Origin of the sequence: Paenibacillus sp. FSL F4-0122 (assembly GCF_038002845.1) — a bacterium.
Taxonomy (GTDB): Bacteria; Bacillota; Bacilli; order Paenibacillales; family Paenibacillaceae; genus Paenibacillus_AQ; species Paenibacillus_AQ odorifer.
In genome coordinates, this window is record NZ_JBBODI010000001.1 from 4,868,367 (window position 1) to 4,891,472 (window position 23,106).

General features: G+C 42.3%; 22 protein-coding genes. 18 read left to right on the forward strand and 4 right to left on the reverse strand.

The window, feature by feature from the left end:
- The first annotated feature begins 528 nt into the window (after window positions 1-528).
- From MHH49_RS21110 to MHH49_RS21130, 5 genes are all read left to right on the forward strand, one after another.
- Window positions 529-729 (forward strand): cold-shock protein, encoded by a 201-nt coding sequence (locus MHH49_RS21110; protein WP_036685790.1) that lies wholly within the window; start codon window positions 529-531, stop codon window positions 727-729.
- A 64-nt stretch (window positions 730-793) separates the two neighbouring features.
- The gene (locus tag MHH49_RS21115; RefSeq protein ID WP_036685795.1) at window positions 794-1,021 is read left to right on the forward strand and encodes a hypothetical protein; all 228 of its coding nucleotides are present in this window, start codon (window positions 794-796) and stop codon (window positions 1,019-1,021) included.
- Between the two features lie 206 nt (window positions 1,022-1,227).
- Window positions 1,228-2,037 carry a GNAT family N-acetyltransferase gene (locus MHH49_RS21120; protein WP_076100130.1) on the forward strand — a complete coding sequence of 270 codons (810 nt, stop codon included), beginning with the start codon at window positions 1,228-1,230 and terminating at the stop codon, window positions 2,035-2,037.
- Between the two features lie 8 nt (window positions 2,038-2,045).
- Window positions 2,046-3,149: an LCP family protein gene (locus MHH49_RS21125; RefSeq protein WP_081382540.1), complete on the forward strand. Its 1,104-nt coding sequence runs from the start codon at window positions 2,046-2,048 to the stop codon at window positions 3,147-3,149.
- 37 nt (window positions 3,150-3,186) lie between these two features.
- Window positions 3,187-3,669 (forward strand): DinB family protein, encoded by a 483-nt coding sequence (locus MHH49_RS21130; protein WP_051491412.1) that lies wholly within the window; start codon window positions 3,187-3,189, stop codon window positions 3,667-3,669.
- Here MHH49_RS21130 and MHH49_RS21135 read toward each other — a convergent pair.
- Entirely contained in the window at window positions 3,666-3,875 is a 210-nt protein-coding gene (locus MHH49_RS21135; RefSeq protein ID WP_076100132.1) for a hypothetical protein, read from the reverse strand. The two genes, MHH49_RS21130 and MHH49_RS21135, sit on opposite strands and share 4 nt — an antisense overlap.
- A 280-nt stretch (window positions 3,876-4,155) precedes the next feature.
- Between MHH49_RS21135 and MHH49_RS21140 the strand changes: the two genes are divergently transcribed.
- Window positions 4,156-4,515, forward strand: a complete 360-nt coding sequence (locus tag MHH49_RS21140; RefSeq protein WP_036685802.1) for a hypothetical protein — start codon at window positions 4,156-4,158, stop codon at window positions 4,513-4,515.
- A 40-nt stretch (window positions 4,516-4,555) separates the two neighbouring features.
- Here MHH49_RS21140 and MHH49_RS21145 read toward each other — a convergent pair whose 3' ends face one another.
- The gene (locus MHH49_RS21145) at window positions 4,556-5,827 is read right to left on the reverse strand and encodes a serine hydrolase domain-containing protein (protein WP_076100133.1); all 1,272 of its coding nucleotides are present in this window, start codon (window positions 5,825-5,827) and stop codon (window positions 4,556-4,558) included.
- 66 nt (window positions 5,828-5,893) lie between these two features.
- Here MHH49_RS21145 and MHH49_RS21150 point away from each other — a divergent pair, with 66 nt between their 5' ends.
- The 4 genes from MHH49_RS21150 to MHH49_RS21165 all read left to right on the forward strand — a co-directional run bounded on the left by MHH49_RS21150 (window position 5,894) and on the right by MHH49_RS21165 (window position 11,132).
- Window positions 5,894-6,577 carry a response regulator transcription factor gene (locus tag MHH49_RS21150; RefSeq protein ID WP_326047761.1) on the forward strand — a complete coding sequence of 228 codons (684 nt, stop codon included), beginning with the start codon at window positions 5,894-5,896 and terminating at the stop codon, window positions 6,575-6,577.
- Between the two features lie 2 nt (window positions 6,578-6,579).
- The gene (locus tag MHH49_RS21155; RefSeq protein WP_076190536.1) at window positions 6,580-7,854 is read left to right on the forward strand and encodes a HAMP domain-containing sensor histidine kinase; all 1,275 of its coding nucleotides are present in this window, start codon (window positions 6,580-6,582) and stop codon (window positions 7,852-7,854) included.
- Window positions 7,855-8,013: 159 nt separating this feature from the next.
- On the forward strand, window positions 8,014-8,787 hold the full coding sequence (locus MHH49_RS21160; RefSeq protein WP_326047758.1) for an ABC transporter ATP-binding protein: 774 nt from the start codon (window positions 8,014-8,016) through the stop codon (window positions 8,785-8,787).
- 2 nt (window positions 8,788-8,789) lie between these two features.
- A complete protein-coding gene (locus MHH49_RS21165; protein ID WP_076278754.1) occupies window positions 8,790-11,132 on the forward strand; it encodes an ABC transporter permease in 2,343 nt (780 codons plus the stop codon).
- Between the two features lie 63 nt (window positions 11,133-11,195).
- Here the strand turns inward: MHH49_RS21165 and MHH49_RS21170 are convergent, their stop codons facing one another.
- Window positions 11,196-11,624: a VOC family protein gene (locus tag MHH49_RS21170; RefSeq protein ID WP_076307627.1), complete on the reverse strand. Its 429-nt coding sequence runs from the start codon at window positions 11,622-11,624 to the stop codon at window positions 11,196-11,198.
- Window positions 11,625-12,032: 408 nt separating this feature from the next.
- On the opposite strand from MHH49_RS21170, the gene MHH49_RS31250 reads away from it, so the two are divergent.
- Window positions 12,033-14,726: a glycoside hydrolase family 6 protein gene (locus tag MHH49_RS31250; protein WP_445667559.1), complete on the forward strand. Its 2,694-nt coding sequence runs from the start codon at window positions 12,033-12,035 to the stop codon at window positions 14,724-14,726.
- Between the two features lie 58 nt (window positions 14,727-14,784).
- Here the strand turns inward: MHH49_RS31250 and MHH49_RS21185 are convergent, their stop codons facing one another.
- The gene (locus tag MHH49_RS21185; protein WP_076278752.1) at window positions 14,785-15,180 is read right to left on the reverse strand and encodes a DUF2871 domain-containing protein; all 396 of its coding nucleotides are present in this window, start codon (window positions 15,178-15,180) and stop codon (window positions 14,785-14,787) included.
- A gap of 186 nt (window positions 15,181-15,366) precedes the next feature.
- Here MHH49_RS21185 and MHH49_RS21190 point away from each other — a divergent pair, with 186 nt between their 5' ends.
- From MHH49_RS21190 to MHH49_RS21220, 7 genes are all read left to right on the forward strand, one after another.
- Entirely contained in the window at window positions 15,367-15,921 is a 555-nt protein-coding gene (locus MHH49_RS21190; RefSeq protein WP_081387118.1) for a GNAT family N-acetyltransferase, read from the forward strand.
- Between the two features lie 146 nt (window positions 15,922-16,067).
- Complete coding sequence (locus tag MHH49_RS21195; RefSeq protein ID WP_094903188.1) at window positions 16,068-16,730, forward strand: MgtC/SapB family protein; 663 nt, start codon at window positions 16,068-16,070, stop codon at window positions 16,728-16,730.
- A gap of 461 nt (window positions 16,731-17,191) precedes the next feature.
- Window positions 17,192-18,355: an ROK family transcriptional regulator gene (locus MHH49_RS21200; protein WP_256717176.1), complete on the forward strand. Its 1,164-nt coding sequence runs from the start codon at window positions 17,192-17,194 to the stop codon at window positions 18,353-18,355.
- Between the two features lie 28 nt (window positions 18,356-18,383).
- Window positions 18,384-19,388 (forward strand): asparaginase, encoded by a 1,005-nt coding sequence (locus tag MHH49_RS21205; protein WP_341138457.1) that lies wholly within the window; start codon window positions 18,384-18,386, stop codon window positions 19,386-19,388.
- 89 nt (window positions 19,389-19,477) lie between these two features.
- Entirely contained in the window at window positions 19,478-21,082 is a 1,605-nt protein-coding gene (locus tag MHH49_RS21210) for a glutathione ABC transporter substrate-binding protein (RefSeq protein ID WP_076278750.1), read from the forward strand.
- A 112-nt stretch (window positions 21,083-21,194) separates the two neighbouring features.
- Window positions 21,195-22,118: an ABC transporter permease subunit gene (locus tag MHH49_RS21215; RefSeq protein WP_036689023.1), complete on the forward strand. Its 924-nt coding sequence runs from the start codon at window positions 21,195-21,197 to the stop codon at window positions 22,116-22,118.
- A gap of 147 nt (window positions 22,119-22,265) precedes the next feature.
- A complete protein-coding gene (locus MHH49_RS21220) occupies window positions 22,266-23,096 on the forward strand; it encodes an ABC transporter permease (RefSeq protein WP_370510612.1) in 831 nt (276 codons plus the stop codon).
- The last annotated feature ends 10 nt before the right edge of the window (window positions 23,097-23,106 follow it).

Below are 23,106 nucleotides of genomic sequence, written 5' to 3' on the forward strand. Positions count from 1 at the left end.
TATCGGACTCCAGTGCAGCTATTGGCCCAAAAAATGCTTAATATGAGCCTTTTTCCAAGGAATAACGTCGCTGGTGTCCGAATTCTAGCTGTAAAGGATAAAAACATGTAAATAACGTCAACTGAGTCCGAAAGCCCCGCAGGATAATGAAAGTGTAGTTGAAGCAGACCGCGAATGACCAAAAAACGCCGAACAGCGATTCTTCGAGAACAGAAGAATCGCTGTTTTGTTGATTTTAAGATTTTGAAAGTGAGGAGGTCAGTCTCCACTCGTAGAATCACTTATGACACAGCTCCTTCTTTCTTCCCATTTTGTTCATAATGCAGAAGAGTATCTATTTGGTGTTAGCTGTGCTATAATCAATCTATCGAAAGTATTTACCTGGCGAATTCACATAGCGTAGAGGGTTATTCTTTAGACGTTAATAACCTTGTACCATATGTGAATTTTTATTTTTTTAGAGATTTTGTAAGAGATTTTTTGAGGATAAGAATAACATGTAAATAAAAATAAGGTGGTAATTATATTATGCAAACAGGAACAGTGAAATGGTTTAACGCAGACAAAGGTTTTGGTTTTATCGAGGTTGAAGGTGGAGAAGATGTATTCGTACATTTCAGCGCAATTACTGGTGACGGATTCAAGTCCCTGGATGAAGGACAACGTGTAGAATTTAACGTAGTTCAAGGCAATCGTGGTCAACAAGCTGAGAATGTTGTAAAACTGTAAGTAGTAAAATGAATCCCCAAACCTATCGTTTGGGGATTTTTTTATAGAAAGGTGGCGGATGTAAATGCAGGTGTTTGAAGACTGGAATTTAAAAGTTAAGAAAACCTTTAACGCTACAAGTAACAAGGAAGTATTGACGGTATCTGAAGCGGGAAGCTTGCTTGGGCTGTCTAAAGATCAAATGAAAAGTTATGTAGATCAGCATAAGTTGACTAAAGTTCCGATCATGAGAAGTGTCGTCAGATATCTTTTACTGAAGAGCGAGATCGATATGATTGTGAAAAAAATCTAAGATCAGCATTAATAAATAGGGTAGACCAATCCTTGATAGGATATGGTCTTTTTTTGTCTCACAAATTTCTTATAAATAGAAACTTATCGACCCGAAGATCGTCTATAATAATGGGATATTTTAGGTAACGGTGTCATCCAGTAAAAAATATTCTCACAAGCTGGTGGTTATCTATCAAACATTACGTGATATCTAAGGAGAAAATTATGAAACGACTAGAGTGTAAAGATTATTACAAAGCTATTGAGCCTTTAGAAAATGTGAAAATAAATACGATGTTTGCCGAGTCAGTGGTGAAGCAAGTCATTGCTGGCAGCGTATATGTTGACGATATCGTTAACCCGCGTGCTTTTTACATTGCACACCCTTGTGGAATGTCTTTATTAATTGGAGAGTCGGATAATGAAGAGTTTAAGCGCGACCTTTTTGATTACATAACCAATAAAAATATGATTCGGCATCATCAAGAATTTCTGCAGGCTGATCCAGCGGGAGGCTGGCCGGAAGTTATCGCTCATTGGAGTGAACAGGAAATGCTCCATAGAAATACAAGGGTCAACTTCAGCTTTAACCGCGAGAAATATCTGAACCAGAAAGCTTCTTATCTTAACCAAGACCTTGAAGTGGTGCGAATGAACAAAGAACGGTTTTTGGCGGCAACAGGAGGTGTCAATCCTAAGGCGTTTTGGAGGAATGAAGAGCAATTTCTTGCCGAGGGGCTGGGCTTTAATATTCTTGACGCTGGGGAAATTGCCTCTACGGCATTTTCGGGTTTTGTTAATGAGCATCAACTGGAAATAGGCATAGAAACCTCAGAAGCACATCGGGGGAAGGGCTATGCCTACGCTGTCTGTTCAGCCTTAATCGAATACTGTCTAGAACATCAGCTTGAGCCGGTGTGGGCGTGTCGTCTGGATAACGAGGGTTCTTTCAACTTAGCGCATAGATTAGGCTTTGAGACAACCTACATGATTCCCTATTACCGGCTGGTAGAATCCGTCATCAGGAAGGGTTAAGGATCCGAATGAAAAATAAACAGATTACCCATTCAGCTTCTTCATTTTCTTTAAGTAGAATTGAGAAAAAAAAGGTGAAGAAGAAAACTAAGACCAGCAAGAAAAAAAAGATCTGGCTATTTACGCTTGCTATCGTGCTTATTGCTGGGCTAGGATCTTATGTTTTTCGTAAAGAACTGCTGATTTTCGGATTTAATAACGTTGTGGCTCCGACTATTGAACACACGCTTGATGGATCATACGTTCCTTTAGAAAATAATGAAAACGCTGAAGCTCCCGGATTACAACCAACGGCGGATAACAAGGATCGTCCATTTTCTATCCTCTTACTGGGTACTGATCAGCGGGGAAAAGAGAACGGCCTTTCTGATTCGATTATATATACTGTGATCCGGCCAGTTAATCATAAAGTATTGTTCGTGTCGATCCCTCGTGATTCCTATGCAGAAATTATCGGAGCGGAAAAGGTTAAAGGAGCTAGGAAAGAAACCAAGATTAATGCAGCACATTCCTATGGCGGTCCTCAGATGAGTGTAGACACCGTTAAAAATTTATTAAACGCGCCTATCGAATATTACGCTACTATTAATTTCAACGGTCTTGTGGGCGTTACAGATGCTCTAGGGGGTGTTGAACTTCCGATTACCAAGGTGATTGAGAACAAGAGCCCGGATCATGAGAAATTAAGAATTGAACCGAACAAACCGATTTATTCTGGCGCTGAAGCATTAATGTATGTAAGATACCGTGAGGATTCTGATTTTAAACGAACGGAGCGGCAGCGGATCTTTTTGAAATCTGCGCTTGAACGGATGAAGAGAGTAGATAATATCCTTAATATACAGAAAATCATCGAAATAGCAGGCAGTAATTTCCAAACCAATATGAAGTCAGACTTTATTCTTGATTTGGCGAAAAGAGTAATTCTCGAGGGGGGTACTCCTGAGATTACAAGCCATATGTTGCAGGGTGAAGGCAGACGGAAGGATCAATGGTATTATATGCTTGACGAAAATGATGTGAAGCGTACCCATGAGTTGATTGAGATTTGGCTGAATCCTGACTCTACCGATATGGATCTGGCCGCAGCTTCTGCGGATGACGCAGCATAGATGTTGTGACTGAATTATTTTATTTTTCATGTGGAGGTTGATCTCTCTGGCTGCAAAAACAAATGAGCAAATGTTACTCGAATTTAAGTCCCTCATCCCGTTCGTAGAATCTTTAGGGGAAGTATCAGACAAACATTGGAATCAGCCTATTGCAGCTGGTAAATGGACTGTAAAGGATATCATCTGTCATCTCATGTTATGGGATAAATATTTTTATGAAGGTGCGATTAAGAAAATAATTCTCCGGGAACCGATCACAACTAAGCATTTGGATTTTAACGAGTTTAATGCTAACGCTGTAGAATATGCTAAATTATTATCTGAACAAACATTAATTGAACAATTTGTACGTTATAGAACTAAAATCATAGATGCAGCTGCAGGGTTAACGGAAGATGAATTCAATCAGGAATATAAGGACGGAGATCGCAAAAAATTCAGCGTTCGCAAGTATTTGAGAAGTTTTATCCCACATGATAAGCATCATAAAAAACAGATTGAGCAGTTCTTGAAACCTTAAAACTTGGCGCGATTTTGAACTAACTTCATGGATTGGCGTATGAGGATAGGACCAAACATGCTTCCGGCAGAGGCGGCAATTAAGGAATGGAAGGGAAATTTTATAGCAAAATAAAAGACCCATCCAGCAACAATATCAATAAGGATGAACTTCTTGATCTCGGATAATGGAATGGTCACGAAGACAATGGATTGTTTGTTTCTCACAGCAATGACCTCCTAATTTTAAGAAAACATCTTATAAATCCACTGTTCATTCTATTTTGGAACTAAGATGTCCCATTCCGTCTAAATCTACAATCGAATCGTAAAAAAAAGGAAGTATGCCTTGCGGATCTTTTTCGCAAAGTGTACTTCCTTTTTTGTATGTGAGGATATTATCTGACTAATATTTGGCAGGGTATGGAAAGTCACAGAAGATATATTCAATCACTAGTACAATGTAAGCGTTGTCTTTTGTGAAAATATATCCTAAAGGAGCTAAGCTATGAGAGTGAAGAGACTATCTTTTAACCAGCTTGTGTTTATCTGTTTAGGTTTTCAATACTTGTTAATGCGTTTGTTCTCTGCCGGCGAGGCGATCGTTATCACATCGATAGAGCTAGTAATATATATTGTTTATACTGTCGCCACCCTTGCCGGATTGTTTCTCCGGAGCAGACGAATTGATAGTGAAGCTGTATCTGGGTTGTCGTCGTTATTTTTCAGCGTGTTATGGACGGTGTCTTTGTTCTCACAATTTCGGAAAGAAAGTTATCCAAATGCTTTAACAATCATTAATTCGCTGGGGGTGTCTTCAGCGGTAATCGTGATGCTCACACAATTTATTATTTTGGCCAAGGCTTAGGCTTTAGCTGAAAAAAAAGGCGGGTGCCCCAGCAGCCATTTCATGGCTTATGCGGCACTCGTTTGTTTTTTTTCATCCCCAGAAATGAAAGCTCACCCTGTTCATTCCGTTTAAATTCAAATTCACTGTCATGCTTGGTATGATGGAATCTTGTTTCTGAGATAGGATAGAACGGTGTAACCTCTTCATCATTCCAGACAAAATAATAGTCCTGGCCCCTACGCTCTACGCTCGCTTTGCAGCCAAATCCCTCATAGGTCCCCATATATTCAGCATACATGCTATCATCAAGTGGGAAGGCTTGCGGGAATATCGGCATCTCGGCAGGCTCACCGAATACTAATCCAGATAGAGATTCCGTTAACTTGGTAATGGGGACACAATCATAATTGGTCAACATGATGACGGTCGTCTGCTCTTCTGGATATCTGTGCATTTCACTTCGGAAGCCGCGATAAGCGCCGCCGTGATACATTCTTTTGCGATCATAACGTTCGTCCAAAAACCAACCAAAACGATATTTGAGATTACTTGAATGAAAAGCCATCTCCAAAGTATCGTGGGATACTAATTGATCGGAGTATAACGCTTGATCCCACAGGAAAAGATCAGCAGCCGTCGAATACATAGCACCCGCTGATAGGATAGAGCTCATATTTATGTATTCACCCTGAGTATACTCACCCCATGAGGAATGATAAGGTGAGGCTAATTTTGAAATGATTTGCTGATTGTTATAAACTCCTGTATTTACCATGCCAAGAGGCTGTAATATAAAAGTAGTGATATAATCTTCAAATGTCATGCCTGTAATCTTCTCAATAATCATTCCTAATAAATAATAACCTGAATTATTATAGGAAAACGATGTGCCAGGCATAAATGCAGGCGTTTGACTCACAAATAGCTGTAACATCTCCAGTGGAGTCAGCTTCAGCTTATTTAATTTTTGATTATATTCGGGTAGAGAAGTGTAGTTGGCTATACCCGAGGTATGTCCCAGCAGATGAAGGACGGTAATCCCCTCGAATGCATGCTGTTCAGGAAGATACTTAAGGATCGGATCTTCCAGTCGCAGACGTTTTTGTTCTTTTAGCATCAGAATTGCCATGCCAGTGAATGACTTGGTTAATGACCAGATCCGGAATTTGGTATCTATAGTGTTCGGAACCTGATGTTCAAGATTCGCATATCCGTATGCTTTTTGTAGCTTGATTTCTCCATGCTGAGCTATTAAGACTGTGCCGCTCAGTGGCCAGCTTTGTTCGTATTTTTCTAAATATTGCTCCAGACGCTGGGATTGTTTATCCACAGGTAACCCCTCCTTAAAGGCATATTCTAACATAATACTAAATTCTGTTGAAGCGGAGAGAAATCCATGAGATATGATTGTTTAATTATTGATGATGAAACTGAACTTGCGGAGAGCACCTGCGAATATTTTAATTTGTTTGATGTTCAAACCGCGTTTGTTACAAGCGCTGCTGCCTGCCGGAGCTTTTTGCGTGAGCATCAGGTCTCAATGTTACTGCTTGATATTAATTTAGGCGGTGAATCCGGCTTCCAGTTATGCAAAGAGCTGCGTCAGACGATGGGGATTCCTATCTTGTTTATTAGTGCCCGCTCCAGTGAAGATGATGTATTGATTGCTCTTGATATCGGAGGAGATGACTATATTCATAAGCCGTATACCCTGAGAGTGCTGCTCGCAAAAGTGAAGGCGGTGCTTAAACGCCACAATAACGAAGTTATAGCTGAGGCAGCTATCCTCCAAGCCGGCCCTATCCAGATAGACCCCGAACTTAGGAGGGCAAGCCTTAATGGCGTAGCTCTCAAGCTGAAAACGATGGAATATAAATTGCTCAGCTATTTGATTCAGCAGAAAAATAGGGTAATCCCCAAAGAGGAGTTATTTACTGAGGTATGGGGAGATGTTTTTGCGGGGGATGGCACCTTAAATGTACATATCCGTCATCTACGTGAGAAGATTGAGCAGAATCCTAATGATCCTCAGTACATCCGTACAGTATGGGGCATCGGTTATGCTTTTGAGGACAAATAGTTATGACAAAAAAACTGCTGTTGGCCCTTCTGCTTACTATATTTGCCGCAAGTTTAGCGCTCACCTTCCTAATTCTTAATTTGCAGGTGGAGACAGGAACAGATAGAGTGGCGATCAATACCATTGTGAAGCTCACGGAACAGAACTGGGACAAGCTTGATCCGAAGCTGTACAAGGAAAGTCCTTATGAATTTGCCATTATAGATACCACGGGAGTACTTAAATATCAGACGGGAAATGCGATTTCCGTTACTGTTAACGAAGCCATCAATAATCGGGATACTCTAGTGGACGTTTTTGTTCAGGATAAGATGGTGGGGAAGGTGATTATTAATAATGATTACCGTGCGATCTTTATACATATGAAAAAACAATTTATACAAGTTTCTATTGTGATGCTGCTTCTGCTTACGGTTCTAGGCGTTCTCTATATTTGGTTCCTGAATCGATCGGTTCTCCGTCCGTTCCGCAAAATGCAGCAATTCGCGAAGCATATCGCGAGAGGTGATCTGGAAGTGCCGCTGGAGATGGATCGTAATCATCTGTTTGGTGCTTTTACCGAAAGCTTTGATATGATGCGGGAAGAGCTTGCAGCGGCTAGACACAGCGAATATTTGGCGAATAAAAGTAAAAAGGAACTGGTTGCTAGTCTCAGTCATGACATTAAAACACCCGTTGCTTCGTTAAAGGCGATCACGGAACTGATGTTATTAAGCGCAAGGGATGAGAAGACCGGCAGACAGCTTAACACTTTGTACTCCAAAGCAGATCAGATTGATCGTCTGGTGACTGATATGTTCCATTCGACCTTGGAGGAACTAAATGAACTTAAAGTCAGCTTAACGGAAGAGCAAAGCCACCTGCTGATCCAAATTATAAATAATGTAAATTTCTATGAACGGATTTCAGCAGCGTCTGTGCCTGACTGTCTCATTACGGTGGACCCCTTGCGGTTGCAGCAGGTGATCGATAATGTTGTGAATAATTCCTACAAATATGCCTACACAGACACACCCATAGATATTAAGTTTGAGATCACGGATCATTATCTGGAGGTAGATATTCTGGACTATGGTCCCGGGGTTCCTGAAGAGGAGCTGCCTTTAGTATTCAATAAATTTTTTCGGGGCAGTCTGGCCGTGAGCCAGAATGGTGCAGGTCTAGGCCTGTACATTTCCCGTTATATGATGCAAAAAATGCAAGGCGATATTCTGTGCTCCAATCGGGAGGACGGATTTACAGTCAAACTGCTAATTCCTTTAGCAGGACAGAATTAAGAATTAGCTAAGGATTGCACAAAGACATGTTAAGAACATTTAACGTACGATAAGGTTGCAATTACGAATGAGTTTGTGATTGCAGCCATTATATTTCGCGTAGAGCTATGATTTTTTTTAGCGCAATTAATGAGCATGAATGTAAATGGAGTGTTCAACATGAGCGAAGTGAATAATAAAGTGCTGATGCAGACTAATAAGCTTGGAAAAACCTTCTCCCATGGAGGAACTCAGCAGCATGTTTTGAAAAATCTGGATCTGACCTTATATCATGGTGATTTTACGATTATCATGGGCAGCTCTGGTTCTGGTAAATCAACACTGCTGTATGCCATTTCGGGTATGGATAAGCCAACACTTGGAGAGGTTCTATTTGAAGGTCAGGATATTACAGCCATGAGTAATGATCAGCTTGCGATATTCCGGCGGAAGAATTGTGGGTTCGTGTTTCAGCAGATTCATCTGCTGGATACGATGAGTGTCCTCGACAATGTATTATCAAGTGCTTTTCTTGTACAAAAGGATAGAGCAGGTGCTGTAAAAAAAGCCAAAAAGCTACTCTCTGATGTAGGTCTGGATGACTCTGCCTGGGGCAAGTTTCCGGCGCAAATCTCAGGTGGCGAAGCTCAGCGGGCGGGGATTATCCGGGCATTGATCAACAGTCCAAAAGCGGTTTTCGCCGATGAGCCGACGGGTGCGTTAAATAGTTCAGCAGGAATAGGTGTACTGCGCGTCCTTACTGAGGTGAATAGACAAGGGCAAAGTATAATTATGGTTACTCATGATCTTAAAACCGCGTTGCGTGGAAATCGGATATTGTATTTGCGGGATGGAGTCATCGTGGGAGATTTGCGTCTTACCCCTTATAGCGAAGATAACGGACCTGAACGGCAGCAGCAATTACAGTCCTTTCTAACCGAATTGGGGTGGTAGGGATGAGCAGCCTAATAGGAAAATTAGCTTGGTCCAATATTCGTAAAAGAAAAAGTGCTACGGTTACGCTCTTCATTCTTATCATGATAGCTGTGCTGCTGCTGAACATTGGTCTTACGGTCATTTTGAAGCTCAATTCCTTCCAGCAAGAAAAAATGACTGAATTAAGGACTCCAGAAATAAGTGCATATTTTCCAAAAGATGATTATCTAGAAGAGTATGAGGAGCTTGTGGATAGTTATTCATATACAGAATCCTGGGAGAATGAAGCAGCAATTCTGTTAGCAGATGCTAAAATGAAGTACGGACAAACGGACACTACGGTAGCTTTTATAATTCTTAACATGGATACACCGCGGACCAAGGGACTGTTCAAGACAACGACTCCACTAGGATCTAAGGATGCGAATATGATCTATCTGCCTTATTTGTTCCATGTTGGATCGGGGTATAACCTTGGGGATACTTTTACTTTTGTATACGATAATAACTCATTTTCTTATACTATAGGTGGCTTTATTGAGGAGCCGTTGCTAGGGACGTTAACTAATGGAGCTTTAAAAGTATTTTTGAATGATGAAGGTTATAAACAGTTGGGGGAACGTCTTGGAACTGAAGCTCAGTACAGCTTTCTATCAGCAGATTTAACCGATCCTTCAAAGGATGTAAAGCTGGAGCAAATGCTTAGTGAGCGGATTTTTGCCTCAGGAAGTACGGATCAATTTCAAGTCATGCGGGCAGAGGTTGGTCTCGAAGGGAACCGTGTTTTTGTTAATCTTTTAGCAGCCATTTTAATCGTGTTTGCACTGATTATGGTTCTAATCTCGCTTATTGTCATCAGGTTTCAAATATTGGGGCATATTGAAGACAATTTAACGAACATCGGTATTTTAAAAGCTAACGGTTATACTTCATGGCAGATTAAAAATGCGCTTCTGCTACAGTTCACCTCAGTTTCCATCATTGCAGCTATACCGGGAGGCGGGTTATCTGGGCTGGTTATGCCGTTGGTAGGGAATATGATTTCGTCTTCAATCGGACTTTTGTGGCCAATATCCTTTGAAGGGGTCAGTGCAGTGCTTAGTTTGGTTATTGTCTCTGGACTAGTGCTACTTGTTACCTATCTGTCGAGCCGGCGAATTCGGAACATTACTCCGATTACAGCTCTGCAGAGCGGAATCCTCACTCACAATTTCAAGCGGAACCCAATTCCACTCGAAACATCCCGGATGAATCTGCAATTCAGCTTAAGCCTTAAAGCTTTAGTAAGGCAGGCAAAACAGAATATGATGATCGTATTGATCGTTGCCGGATTAACCTTTTCTAGTATTTTTTGCTCTATATTGAATTTCAACTTTAAGGGAGACACCTCAGCAGTTATAGAACTGGTAGGTATAGAACGCAGCGACTTTTTGTTATTGCCGAAAAACGGTGACCTACAGCAGGGGAAGTTTACAGAATTAGAAGCCATGCCAGGGGTTGAAAAGTTGACTGTATTGGATAGCATGGTCGCTTCGATTAAGAACACCAGCTTTATGCTCCGGGTATCTGACGATTATAGCAAGCTGGAGACACAAACCATATACAAAGGGCGAGAGCCAATTTATGATAATGAAATTGTGATTTCCGGTGTTATTGCTAAGTTGGAAAATTCAGAAATAGGGGACGAGGTCCCGATCACTTTTAATGGTGTGACGGAGAATTATTTGGTTACTGGCTTAAGCCAGCAGATTAGCCAACTTGGAATGGTGGCGAGTATGACCGGTGATGGAATGAGAAGACTTCAACCGGAGTACACCCCTCTGTCCATCAATGTGTATCTGAAAGAGGGGGGAGATGCGCAAGCTTTTGTGAAGGATCTGGAAGCACGCTTCCCTAAGCAATGGAACATTACTAACATTCGAGAAACGGTTGATAGTACGCTCAGTACATTCACTGCCGCAGTATCTTCTATGACAGCAGTCATCACTGTGGTGACGATTATAGTAGTCAGTCTGATTTTGTATTTAGTGATTAAGACTTTGATTCTGAAGCGGAAACGTGAGTTCGGCATTCTTAAAGGAATGGGTTACACCACTTTTAATCTGATGACGCAGATTACCTTTAGTCTGTTTCCGGTGATTGTGGTGGGAGTAGCTTTGGGGAGCATAGGGGGGTATTTTTTCTCAGACTCAGCGTTTGTACTATTGCTCTCGAGTTTAGGGATTTATAATGTCCAACTGGCGGTTAGTTTGCCTCAAGTATTGCTATTGTGTGCAGCCATTCTAGTAGTCGCTTATGCGGTGTCTATGCTTGTTGCCCGGCGAATTCGGAAGGTTAGTGTGTACGATTTGATTATGGACTAATTTAAGCGAAAAACAAAAAAACAACGAGCAGGAGGTTAGTTACTCCATGCCCGTTGTTTTTTATTACATATTCATTCGTCCGTCATCATAATTGAATTGCCAGTCGATGCCGAATTTATCTTTTAGACTACCATAACAAGAGCTCCAGAAGGTTTCTTGCAGTTCCATAACTACTTTACCGCCCTCTTGAAGCTTATCGAAATATTTCTTTATGTTATCTAAATCCTTACTAACTACGGAAAGACTAATATTGTTTCCTTCGATAAAAGGCATGCCTGGAAAAACATCAGAAAACATTACATTACTGCCTTCGATATTCAAGCGGGTGTGCATAACCAAATCTTTAGCTTCCTCAGGAAGAGTGAAATTGGGATCGGGTGGTGTTTCACCAAAGGTCATGATTTGTGGACGTTCAGTGCCAAACACCTCTGCGTAAAACTCTGCTGCGTCACGACAATTCCCATTGAAATTAAGATAAACATCGATGGACATTTTTTTCACTCCTTAAAGGTTTGTTAGCGTTACTTCGAAAATACTTAAAATTCAAAATACCTTGTCACTTCCACATTGTATCATTTACCAGTTTATAAACAAATATTCTTATAGTCTCATTATTAAACTTTTATTTCATCTACTATCTTCTAATTAAAAATAGGATATGGTAGTATTCAAGAAAAGGGATAATTTTCTATAAATTAAATAAAATTATATTTATGTTAAATAGTTAGGGTATTTAGGCTCTTGTTAGATCTTTAAAACGGAGAGGAGGTGATGATGAGTGCGGGTAAGGCATAGAGGAGGTGACCATTCTTTAAAGGAGTGAATACTGCAATTGTAGCATCGCGTGGCTATTAATAAATTATTTACGAATTTATTTAATTGTCGAAAGGAGAATAATAAATGACAAAAGCACTAAGGAAGCAAATGTTGTTATTGCTTACGATCATGGCTTTAGTTATCACCGGATATGCTCCTTCTACCACGTATGCCAGTGAGGCACATGTTGACAATCCGTTTGTAGGAGCTACAGCATATGTTAATCCTGATTATGCCGCACTGATTGATACCTCTATTGCTCAGGTTACCGATAGTACTTTAGTTTCCAAGATGGAGACCATTAAAAAATATCCGACAGCCGTATGGCTGGATCGAATTGCTGCAATTTATGGCGGGACAGAAAACGGAGGCAGAAAAAGTCTTGAGGAAACATTAGATTCCGTACTCGCGCAAAAGCAACCAAACACGCCGATTACAGCCACATTCGTAATTTATGATATGCCTGGGCGGGATTGCCACGCTTTGGCCTCCAATGGCGAGCTGCCACTGACAGCAGCGGGTTTGACAACCTACAAATCAGATTATGTTGACGTAATCGCCAGTATTTTTGCAAAGCCCAAATATAGTGACATTCGGATAGTGACTATCGTAGAGCCGGATTCGCTTCCGAATCTTGTTACCAATCTCAGCACACCACAGTGTGCTCAAGCTAACTCCACGAATATTTACCGTGATGCTACACGTTACACTTTAAATGCTCTCCATGCCATTCCAAATGTGTATACTTACATGGATATTGGTCACTCCGGCTGGCTCGGATGGGATACTAACCGTGGCCCCGCTATCGACCTCTTTACTTCGGTTGTGTCAGGCACTACAGCTGGACTTGCTAGTGTCGATGGATTCATTACGAATACAGCCAATACCACTCCACTAGTAGAACCTAATCTTCCAGATCCGAATCTTACGATAGGCAGCCAGCAGCTTCGTTCTGCAAGTTATTATGAATGGAATCCGTATTTTGATGAAGCTGATTTCACAGCAGCTTTGTATTCAGGTTTTGTAGCAAAAGGTTGGCCTTCCACGATCGGCTTCCTTATTGATACTTCCCGTAACGGGTGGGGAGGACCTAATCGTCCGACTAGTGCAAGCGGAACAACCGTTAACGCTTATGCGGATTCCGGTCGGATTGATAAACGTCTCCATCGCGGCAATTGGTGTAATGCCAGCGGTGCCGGAATTGGAGAAGTTCCACAAGCAGCACCCGCAGGTTATGCAGCCTCACATTTGGATGCATTCGTCTGGGTGAAACCTCCGGGAGAATCTGACGGCTCCAGCAGTGCCATTCCAAATAATGAGGGCAAGGGCTTTGACAGAATGTGTGATCCGACTTATACCAGCTCAAGCGGCACACTGACCGGTGCATTACCTAATGCGCCTGTATCAGGCCACTGGTTCCATGATCAATTTGTTCAGCTGGTACAGAATGCTTACCCTGTAATTCCTCTGAGTAACGGAGGGGGCACTGTAGTTCCAGCGGCACCCACTAACTTGGTAGCGACAGCGGGAGATGCAAAAGTAAGCCTGAGCTGGACGGCATCCAGCAGTGCGACTAGTTACACCGTAAAACGAGCGACCACAAGCGGAGGGCCGTATACCACTGTAGCAACCGGGCTAACGTCAACGAGCTACACCAACACCGCCCTAACGAACGGAACAACCTATCACTATGTTGTAAGCGCAACCAATAGTGTGGGAGAGAGTGTGAATTCGGGACAAGCGAGTGCGACCCCAGCAGCAGTGGCGACTGTTCCGACGGCACCCACTAACTTGGTAGCGACAGCGGGAGATGCAAAAGTAAGCCTGAGCTGGAGCGCATCCAATGGTGCGACTAGCTACACTGTGAAAAGTGCAACCACAAGCGGAGGCCCGTACACTACTGTAGCAGCAGGGCTAACGACCACGAGCTACACTAACACCGCCCTAACGAACGGAACAACTTATTACTATGTTGTAAGCGCAACTAATAGTGTGGGAGAGAGTGCGGATTCTACACAAGCGAGTGCGGCTCCAGCAGCAGTTGCGACTGTTCCCGCGGCGCCAACCAATTTGGTAGCGACAGCAGGAGATGCAAAAGTAAACCTGAGCTGGAGTGCATCCAGTGGTGCGACTAGTTACACTGTGAAAAGTGCAACCACAAGCGGAGGGCCGTATACCACTGTAGCAACAGGGCTAACGGCAACGAGCTACATTAACACGGGCTTAACGAACGGAACAACCTATTACTATGTTGTAAGCGCAACCAATAGTGCAGGAGAGAGTGTGAATTCGGCACAAGCGAGTGCTGTTCCACAAGTTCCGGCAGCAATTAGTCTGACGTTGCAGTATCGGGCGGGAGATACTAATGCGACAGACAATCAGATCAAACCTTATTTTAATATTAAAAATAACGGCACAACCGCAGTGAACTTAAGCGAACTTAAAATCCGTTATTATTTCACTAAAGATAGTAATCAGACGTTAAATGGCACAATTGATTGGGCACAGATCGGCAATAATAATGTTCAAGTCGCCTTTGCAGACAACACAGGCACGAATGCAGACACTTACGTTGAACTTTCGTTTGCTTCTTCGGCTGGTTCCATTCCAGCTGGAGGCCAGTCCGGAGATATTCAACTCAGAATATATAAATCAGATTGGACTAATTTTAACGAAGCCAATGACTACTCCTTTGATGCTACTAAAACTGCTTATACTAACTGGGATAAAGTGACGCTTTATCAAAGTGATGCTCTCGTATGGGGGATTGCTCCGTAACGGAAAGCAGGGGATAATTAAAAGAGCCGCTGGAGTGATCCTGGCGGCTCTTTCTGTATTATTTAATTCGTTTACCGAGTAGCACGAGCAGCCAGATGATTCCAGCCCCAACAATGGCGTGACCAAGCCCCGCAATATGGGGCAGGAAGCTAATATCACTGCCGTTAATTTGCAGCATTCCACGTGTAGCCATTGCACCAATCGTGATTAGAAGACCAATGTTATAGACAATGTACCATGCACCAAAAGATTTAGCCTCATGGATATTAAATAACTTGTCTAAGATTATAGCAATAATAAAGAAAAAGAATCCTAAGACTAGAATGTGAGTGTGAAGCGCAACTAATATAGTATCTCCTGTGAAATCATTCATTTTAGTAATTTCGCGATAGGCCACTCCGGCTATCAAACCAAGAATTGCATAGAAAAAAGACGTGTAATACAATTTTTTCATAAGAATATCTCCTTTGTAGTTATCGTTATGATTGAAGTGTATCAAGCAATTAAGAACGCAATATGAACAAATGATTACAAGGTGAAAAAAATCACTAGTTTATAAAATACATTATATCCTAAAGGAAGTTTCACTTTCCACGACGAACTGTACTACTAGAGAAATGAGAGGAGACTTAAGGAAAATATGATCGATAACGTTGAAGGATTTCCTGTGCTCGAAACAGACCGCTTTATTTTGAGAAGAATTACACTGGATGATGCTAAAGAAATATATAATTATTTTTCAAAAGATGAAGTGACCCAGTATTATGATCTGGATAGCTTTACCGATATACAGCAAGCGATCAACCTTATCGAAAGATGGGATGAACGTTTCAAAGGCAAACAAAGTATTCGCTGGGGAATAGCCAGGCGTGAGGATAATATAATGATGGGTTCATGCGGATATCATAACTGGGCGCACAGAAATTTCAAAGCAGAGATTGGGTATGAATTATCTCCACTTTATTGGCGGCAGGGTGTGATGACAGAAGTCCTGACAGCTATTATTGCGTATGGCTTTGAGCATATGAAGCTCCATCGAATTGAGGCGTTTTATGATCCGGCTAATATTGCCTCCAAGAAGTCTCTTTTGAAAGCGGGCTTTAAGTATGAGGGATTGTTGCGCGAATCTTTTTTTGAAAAAGGTAGATTTGTAGATGCGGAGATTTGCTCTTTGTTAGCTTCCGATACGAACTAAGAAGTATAAAATTAAAAAATGCGAGTTAACCATAATGCGAGAGGACGTATTATGGTTTTTTGTTTGTGATACAATAAATAGATTATCGAATTTATCCTACGTGGTACTAATCCAACATACATATCATGATGAAAGAAGGTGAAGGTATGGAGTTTGAGTATTTGCTTCGTGTAATTGGCGCGGGAATTTGTGGCGTATTAGTTGGATATGAACGCAAAAGCCGGATGAAAGAAGCTGGAGTTAGAACACATTTTGTTGTGGCCTTAGGTGCTGCACTCATGATGGTCATCTCCAAATATGGGTTTCAGGATCAAGCGGATTGGCCTAATCTTTCTCTTGATCCCGCTCGGATAGCTGCTCAGGTAGTAAGCGGAGTAGGTTTTTTGGGCGCAGGAATGATTTTTATGCAAAGACACACAGTCAAAGGGCTCACTACTGCTGCAGGGATTTGGGCAACAGCCGGAGTGGGCATGGCTATAGGGTCTGGTCTTTATATTCTTGGCGTAGGAGCAACGATAATCATTTTACTTGGGCAAAAGATCTTACACAGTCGTAACAGCTGGCTGGCCGCACCAAAAACCCAACAGCTCGTTATAAGTCTAGCTAACACAGAAGGCGCTATGGGCCGAATTCAAGAGTTGCTTAAAGAACACAAAATCGCTGTTCTAAGTTTTCATGCTGAAAATAACAGTGTAGAATCCGAATTAAACGTAGAAATCGTTGTAAGATTGCCTGAATCATTTAATCCAGTACAATTGTTATCGATGATCCAAGAGGACGCAGCGGTTAAGACCGTTGAGTTTCAATGATTTTTTAGCACCTTCGATGTAACTAACTCACTTCGCATCAAAAGCTATCTCCTTTTTGAGAGTTTCCTTTTGATGCGAGTGTTACCTTCAATTTACCATCGATTCACACACCCTCACATTAATCCAAGCAAAATACCACTTTCAGTCTTTCTATTCCAATTAATAGGTTCAAGATTCAAATTAAATGCTAATTCACGGGCTTATATGTTATGTCTGTGTTATATATTGAGTGATTTTTGTGTTGGTTATCTTTCGTTAACCGCTTACATTTATTTTTAAATAAAAAATATGTCATTTATATTGACACATAAACCATGACCCTTTATTATTAATCCCATCACTGGAGAAACTAAATTAAAATTTAAATCAAAGAATACATTATCAGCGCTTTATTTGCAAATATTTTCTTGTTTTTGTGGTTTATTAATCCAATTAATGCACTGGAGAAAATAATTAGGAGAATGCCCGTGAAAAAGCACGATCAGGATTTTATGAAGCGACAAAATCGTTTAACGGTTTTCGAAATTATAAAAAATCAACAACCGATTTCTCGCGCTTCTATTGCTAAACAGACTGGTATGAGTCCTACGACTGTAAGTCGAATTGTCGGAGAGTTGACGGAGGAAGGATATTTACTCGATTCAGAGCAGGTATCATCAGGATTAGGTCGGAAATCAACGTTAATAGGTATGATGGACGCTTCTGTATTATCGGTTGGCGTTGAACTGGATCGCAGTCTTATGTCTATTGGAATTGTGGACTTACAAGGACAGCTTATCTGCAGTAGTCAATTTCCCCGTACACCAGACGAAAGCCCGGATCGAACGCTGGAACGGATTCATGAAGCCATTGAGCAATTGTTCCAGCAGCATGTGATTGACAGAACACGTATCGTGGGTATTGGCGTTGGACTTCCCGGCATTGTGAATAACGAAGAAGGAATTGTTGTCTTCTCTGTTCAGCTAGGATGGAAAAATGTGCCGTTAGCTAAACGCTTGAAAGAGCTGACAGGTTTTGAAATCGCTGTGGACAATGAGCTGAAAGTAAGGGCTCTTGCTGAACATCTTAAAGGAGCCGCAGTCGGCTCCAGCCGTACGGCATTATTGGGTTTCGGTCAAGGCGTGGGCTCTGCGATGATTCTCGAGGGAGAGATTTATCGAGGGGTGATGAACAGTGCGGGTGAAATTGGGCACACGACAGTAGATCCTAACGGAATGATGTGTGAGTGCGGCAAAGCGGGCTGTTTACAGACCTATATAAATATCAGTTCTTTATTATCTGAAGCTAATCGGATTCGCCCGATCCGTACGATTGAGGAGTTATTCGCAGCAAAACATGCAGGAGAACAATGGGCGATGCACTTGATCGACCGTGCACTCATGTATATGGCCATCACCATTAATAATGTCGTATGCATGTATAACCCCGACAGCGTGATTTTAAGTGGAGAACTCGTGGACAAATTCCCGGATATATACGAAGAAGTTGAGCAGCTGTACCTCTCTCGCTTTACCTGGGAGCCGCTTCGTGGTTCCTTTACGATTCATCGCTCGTTGCTGAATGAGAAGGGTGTAATTATCGGATCGGGACTTTTATCGCAGAATCGATTTTTTGCCTTAGATTAAATTAACTACTGCTGGGGAGGTTGTACAGATGGGATTTACAACATTGGTAGAAGAATATCGTGGGGGCCTGCTGGAGAATGTGCATTATGGTGCAGTTAGTGTAGTTGATGAGAAGGGCAACATTTTGTACAAAGCAGGCGATCCGGAGCATATGACTTATCTTCGCTCTGCTGCTAAGCCATTCCAAGCTTTGCCGGTAATGAAACGCCGGATCGATGAAGTATATGGTTTGACAAGTAAAGAAGCTTCGCTGTTTACCGCTTCACACCGGGGAGAAGCCTTCCATATTGAAGCGCTTGAAGCTCTTTTTCAGAAAATGGGATTAAAAGAAGAGTCACTACATTGCTGCTCTACATACCCGCTGAATGAAGAAGCCAAAGCAGAACGTCACCGGGCAAATGAGCCCACTCGTAAAATCTTTCATAACTGCTCAGGCAAACATGCAGGATTAATGGGCCTTAGCAAATATATGGGTTGGGATATAAACACTTATTACGATCCTAACCATCCTGTACAACAGGAGATTCTTGAGATAATGGCTTATATCGCTGAAGTTCCCAAAGCGTCCATCCCGCAAGGTATTGATGGCTGTGGACTTCCTATCTTCGCACTTCCGCTTCATAAAATCGCTTATTCCTATCTAAAGCTAGCGTGTCCCGATTTGATTGAGGATACGGATATACGTAACGCAGCCGCTGCCATTGCAAAACTTATGAACGATAACCCGGTTATGATTGCTGACACGAAATTTGTATGCTCAGAGCTCCTGAAGGATGACAATCTGACGGCTAAAGGTGGAGCAAAAGGGGTATACGGTATCGGACTCCGTAAGGAACGAATGGGTATATCACTGAAAGTATCCGACGGATCAGAACAAGTCTGGCCATGTATTATCGCATCGATTCTAGAACGTATTGGTTACAGCAATCAAGACACAATTGATCGCCTATATGCACTCGTGCCTAACACGATTGTTAATGATGGCGGTACTGTAGTCGGCGAACGCCGTGCTGTATTTCAATGGGAGATCTAGAGCATAAGGTCAAGAATAATCTTCAAGTTTGGTGATTAATCGGACTAGAAGCTTTTCTAATACATCGTTTGAATAGGGGAGTGTAAAAAATGAAAGCAAAAGGAAAAGTATGGTCAATGTTCATGCTGCTGCTTATTACAGTAGTAGTGACTGCAGGGTGCGGCAACAAAGCGAGCAACGAGGGACAAAAAGGCAATACTGCTGGTGGAACTGAAACTAGCACCCCAACTACAAAGAATGATAAAGACATTGTAATTGCCATCAATTCTAACTTTATTACGCTGGACCCTCATAACGCAAGCGATACGCATTCAATCAGCGCTGCCAGAACGATGTACGAAGGTCTGATGGGTTTTGATGAGAATATGAACGTGGTTCCTGTTCTTGCCGCAAGCCATTCCATAAGTGAAGACGGGTTGGTCTACACGTTCACGCTGCAAGAGAATGTTAAATTCCAAGACGGTACTGACTTTAATGCTGAAGCGGTTAAAGTAAACATCGCCCGTATTCAAGATGAGAAGAACAATCTGAGACTGCGCAAAAGCTTCGCAAAGGTAGTGAAAGTGGAGACTCCTGATGCTAAAACCGTGGTTATTACACTCAGTGAGCCGTACAACGCATTTTTAAATAAAGTAGCTATGGCACCTATTATTAGTCCGAAAGCTTTAGAAGAAAATGGCACCGATATTTCGAAAAATCCTGTAGGGACGGGACCATTTAAGTTCAAAGAATGGGTGCAAGGCGACCGCTTGGTTGTCGTTAAGAACCCTGATTACTGGCAAGCGGGCTTGCCAAAAGTGGATAGTGTGACCTTTAGACCTGTGCCAGAGAATGGATCACGGATAGCCATGCTAAAAACCGGCGAGGCAGATTTTATTTATCCAATGCCAACGGAGCAAGTATCTGAGGTTGAAGGTCTTGAAGGAATTACTGTAGATACCATCGATTCGACAATCGTCCGTTATGTAACGTTGAATACGATGAAAAAACCTTTCGATGATGTGAAGGTTCGTCAAGCCATTAACTATGCTATCAATAAAGAAGCTTATATCAAAGTTGTGAAATCGGGTCTTGGTGCTAAGCTTGATTCCACGATGTCTTCCAAAACACAATACTATTCCCCGCAAACAGGTTATGACTATGACATTGAAAAAGCTAAACAATTGCTTGCTGAAGCAGGTTATCCTGATGGATTCGAAACCGAAATTTGGGGTGAAAATGAATCCGAAACTATGAAGGGGATGCAATTTATTCAGCAACAGCTAGCACTTGTAGGGATTAAGGTAGACGTGAAATCCATGGAAGGCGGCACATTGTCCGACCAAATTAACTCTGCTAAGACACCAGAAGAAGCGAAAATTCAAATGTGGTATGTCAGCTGGTCTCCGTCTTCAGGAGATGCAGATGGTGCAACCAGAGGGTTGTTCAGTAGTGAAATGTTCCCGCCTGCTGGCTCAAATACAGCCTATTACAAAAATGAAAATGTAGACAAATGGATCGCTGAGGCGAATAAATCTGTTGATCCAGAAGCGGCTAAATCCATCTATGGCAATATTCAAAAAACAATTTGGGAAGATGCTCCATGGGCATTCATGGGCGTCGACCAAATCATCTCAGGCAAAAGATCGTATCTGGAAGGAGTTAAGGTCTTCCCGGATGGTTCCATTAATGTCCTGAATGCAGAAGTGAAATAATGCTAAACAAACGTTAGGTTTAATATCCCAAGAAATGAACGAGGCCGCTTCTGTAGTATGGTGGGAAGCGGCCTCACTAAATCATTTGTCGATACTGAAGGGGGCTTATGAGTTGGGTAGATATGCTTTACAAAGACTCCTCGGGGTTATTCCGCTGTTGTTCATTGTATCGGTGCTTGTCTTTTTGTTTATTCACTTAATCCCAGGCGATCCAGCCCGACTTATTGCCGGTAAAGATGCCACGCTTGAAGAAATTCGTGGAATTCAGGAGCAGCTGGGTCTCAATCTGCCTTTGTGGAAGCAATACATAAACTACATGGGTGATCTGCTAAGTGGTAATCTGGGCAATTCGATCCGTTCAGGGATCCCGGTTACTGACATGCTGGAAAGCAGAGTAATGCCTACGTTGTGGCTGACTTTTCTTAGTATGGCCTGGGCTCTAATTATTGGTCTTCTAATTGGCGTGGTTTCAGCCGTTTATCGCAATCGGTGGCCGGATCATTTAGGGACGTTGACAGCCATTTCAGGGATGTCTATTCCTGGATTTTGGTTAGGCTTGGTACTCATTCAAATTTTCTCGGTAGAGCTTGGTTGGTTTCCAACGGGTGGTGTTGATTCCTGGAAGTCCTATATTCTTCCTTCCATTACACTCGGGATGGGAATTATGTCTATGTTGGCCCGTTATTCTAGGTCATCTATGCTGGAGACCCTTCGGGAGGATTATATCCGTACAGGACGTGCAAAAGGCTTACGCGAGTATGTTGTTATCGGCAGGCATGCGCTGCGCAACTCTTTGATTCAGGTGGTTACCGTAGCTGGACTTCAGTTTGGGTTTCTGCTCGGCGGCTCTGTAATGGTTGAGACGGTATTCAGTATTCCGGGTCTTGGCAGGCTGCTAGTAGACTCCATTTTGTTCCGGGATTATACAGTCATTCAAGCCTTACTGCTTCTGTTTGCTACACAATTTATTCTTATCAATCTATTAGTAGATTTATTGTATGGCGTACTTAATCCGAAAATAAGGTTTTCTCAGTAGCTAATGCGACTAAGAAGCAGAATTTCAATAGATTTATAGGGTGAATTTAGGATCAGGAGGGATATCATGAGTGACAATTCGGCGGTGATGGGAGCAAAATCTCCATTACCCGGAGAGGTACTGGCCCCGGAGAAAACAAAAGGCCGTATGGGTGTTTTTTTACGTAAGTTCAGTAAACAAAAGATGCCCCTTGTGGCCGCATTTTTTATTATATTGCTATTCCTAATTGCAATTTTCGGGCCATTTTTGACCCCGTATAATCCTGATGAACCAAACTACGATGCTCTTATGGCAGGTCCTTCTGCTGCACATTGGGCCGGGACAGACGAATATGGCCGTGATATTCTAAGCCGTTTGATTGATGGTACTCGCTTAACCTTAGCGGTCAGTCTCAGTTCCGTCTTAATCGCAGGTGTACTTGGAACTATCCTAGGTCTGTTAAGCGGATATTATGGCGGTTGGCTAGATCGGATAATTATGCGTGGCAGTGATGTACTATTTTCTTTTCCTGACTTGCTGCTTGCCATTGGGATCGTCGCCATTCTCGGTCCGGGTCTATCCAACGTTGTTATCGCAGTTGCAGTCTTTGGTACTCCATCGTTCGCCCGAATTATTCGGAGCGTAACGCTGTCTGCGAAAGAAACATTGTTTGTGGAAGCGGCTCGTTCCATGGGAGCGAAGCATCGCCGGATTATTTGGCGTCATATTTTTCCTGAGACCGTGCCCAGCATTATCGTTAATCTATCCATGAAGATTGGCGGAGCGATTTTGGCCGCTGCATCATTGAGCTTTCTCGGAATGGGTGCAAAAACAACAGAGCCCGATTGGGGCGCAATGTTAAGTATGGGACGGGATTATTTAAGTATTGCTCCACATATCGTTTATTTTCCGGGGATAGCCATCTTTTTAACAGTACTTGCATTTAACCTGGTCGGGGACGGACTGCGTGATGCTCTTGATCCCAAAATGAAAAACTAAGGAGGGACAA

What these genes read in the sequence shown, in the direction of transcription:
- MHH49_RS21120 (WP_076100130.1), top strand. Translation starts at nt 1,228, where the DNA reads ATGAAACGACTAGAGTGTAAAGATTATTACAAAGCTATTGAGCCTTTA.
- MHH49_RS21220 (WP_370510612.1), top strand. Translation starts at nt 22,266, where the DNA reads ATGGGTGTTTTTTTACGTAAGTTCAGTAAACAAAAGATGCCCCTTGTG.
- MHH49_RS21195 (WP_094903188.1), top strand. Translation starts at nt 16,068, where the DNA reads ATGGAGTTTGAGTATTTGCTTCGTGTAATTGGCGCGGGAATTTGTGGC.
- MHH49_RS21115 (WP_036685795.1), top strand. Translation starts at nt 794, where the DNA reads ATGCAGGTGTTTGAAGACTGGAATTTAAAAGTTAAGAAAACCTTTAAC.
- MHH49_RS21200 (WP_256717176.1), top strand. Translation starts at nt 17,192, where the DNA reads ATGCCCGTGAAAAAGCACGATCAGGATTTTATGAAGCGACAAAATCGT.
- MHH49_RS31250 (WP_445667559.1), top strand. Translation starts at nt 12,033, where the DNA reads ATGACAAAAGCACTAAGGAAGCAAATGTTGTTATTGCTTACGATCATG.
- MHH49_RS21150 (WP_326047761.1), top strand. Translation starts at nt 5,894, where the DNA reads ATGAGATATGATTGTTTAATTATTGATGATGAAACTGAACTTGCGGAG.
- MHH49_RS21125 (WP_081382540.1), top strand. Translation starts at nt 2,046, where the DNA reads ATGAAAAATAAACAGATTACCCATTCAGCTTCTTCATTTTCTTTAAGT.
- MHH49_RS21160 (WP_326047758.1), top strand. Translation starts at nt 8,014, where the DNA reads ATGAGCGAAGTGAATAATAAAGTGCTGATGCAGACTAATAAGCTTGGA.
- MHH49_RS21190 (WP_081387118.1), top strand. Translation starts at nt 15,367, where the DNA reads ATGATCGATAACGTTGAAGGATTTCCTGTGCTCGAAACAGACCGCTTT.
- MHH49_RS21170 (WP_076307627.1), bottom strand. Translation starts at nt 11,624, where the DNA reads ATGTCCATCGATGTTTATCTTAATTTCAATGGGAATTGTCGTGACGCA.
- MHH49_RS21165 (WP_076278754.1), top strand. Translation starts at nt 8,790, where the DNA reads ATGAGCAGCCTAATAGGAAAATTAGCTTGGTCCAATATTCGTAAAAGA.
- MHH49_RS21185 (WP_076278752.1), bottom strand. Translation starts at nt 15,180, where the DNA reads ATGAAAAAATTGTATTACACGTCTTTTTTCTATGCAATTCTTGGTTTG.
- MHH49_RS21140 (WP_036685802.1), top strand. Translation starts at nt 4,156, where the DNA reads ATGAGAGTGAAGAGACTATCTTTTAACCAGCTTGTGTTTATCTGTTTA.
- MHH49_RS21110 (WP_036685790.1), top strand. Translation starts at nt 529, where the DNA reads ATGCAAACAGGAACAGTGAAATGGTTTAACGCAGACAAAGGTTTTGGT.
- MHH49_RS21155 (WP_076190536.1), top strand. Translation starts at nt 6,580, where the DNA reads ATGACAAAAAAACTGCTGTTGGCCCTTCTGCTTACTATATTTGCCGCA.
- MHH49_RS21210 (WP_076278750.1), top strand. Translation starts at nt 19,478, where the DNA reads ATGAAAGCAAAAGGAAAAGTATGGTCAATGTTCATGCTGCTGCTTATT.
- MHH49_RS21205 (WP_341138457.1), top strand. Translation starts at nt 18,384, where the DNA reads ATGGGATTTACAACATTGGTAGAAGAATATCGTGGGGGCCTGCTGGAG.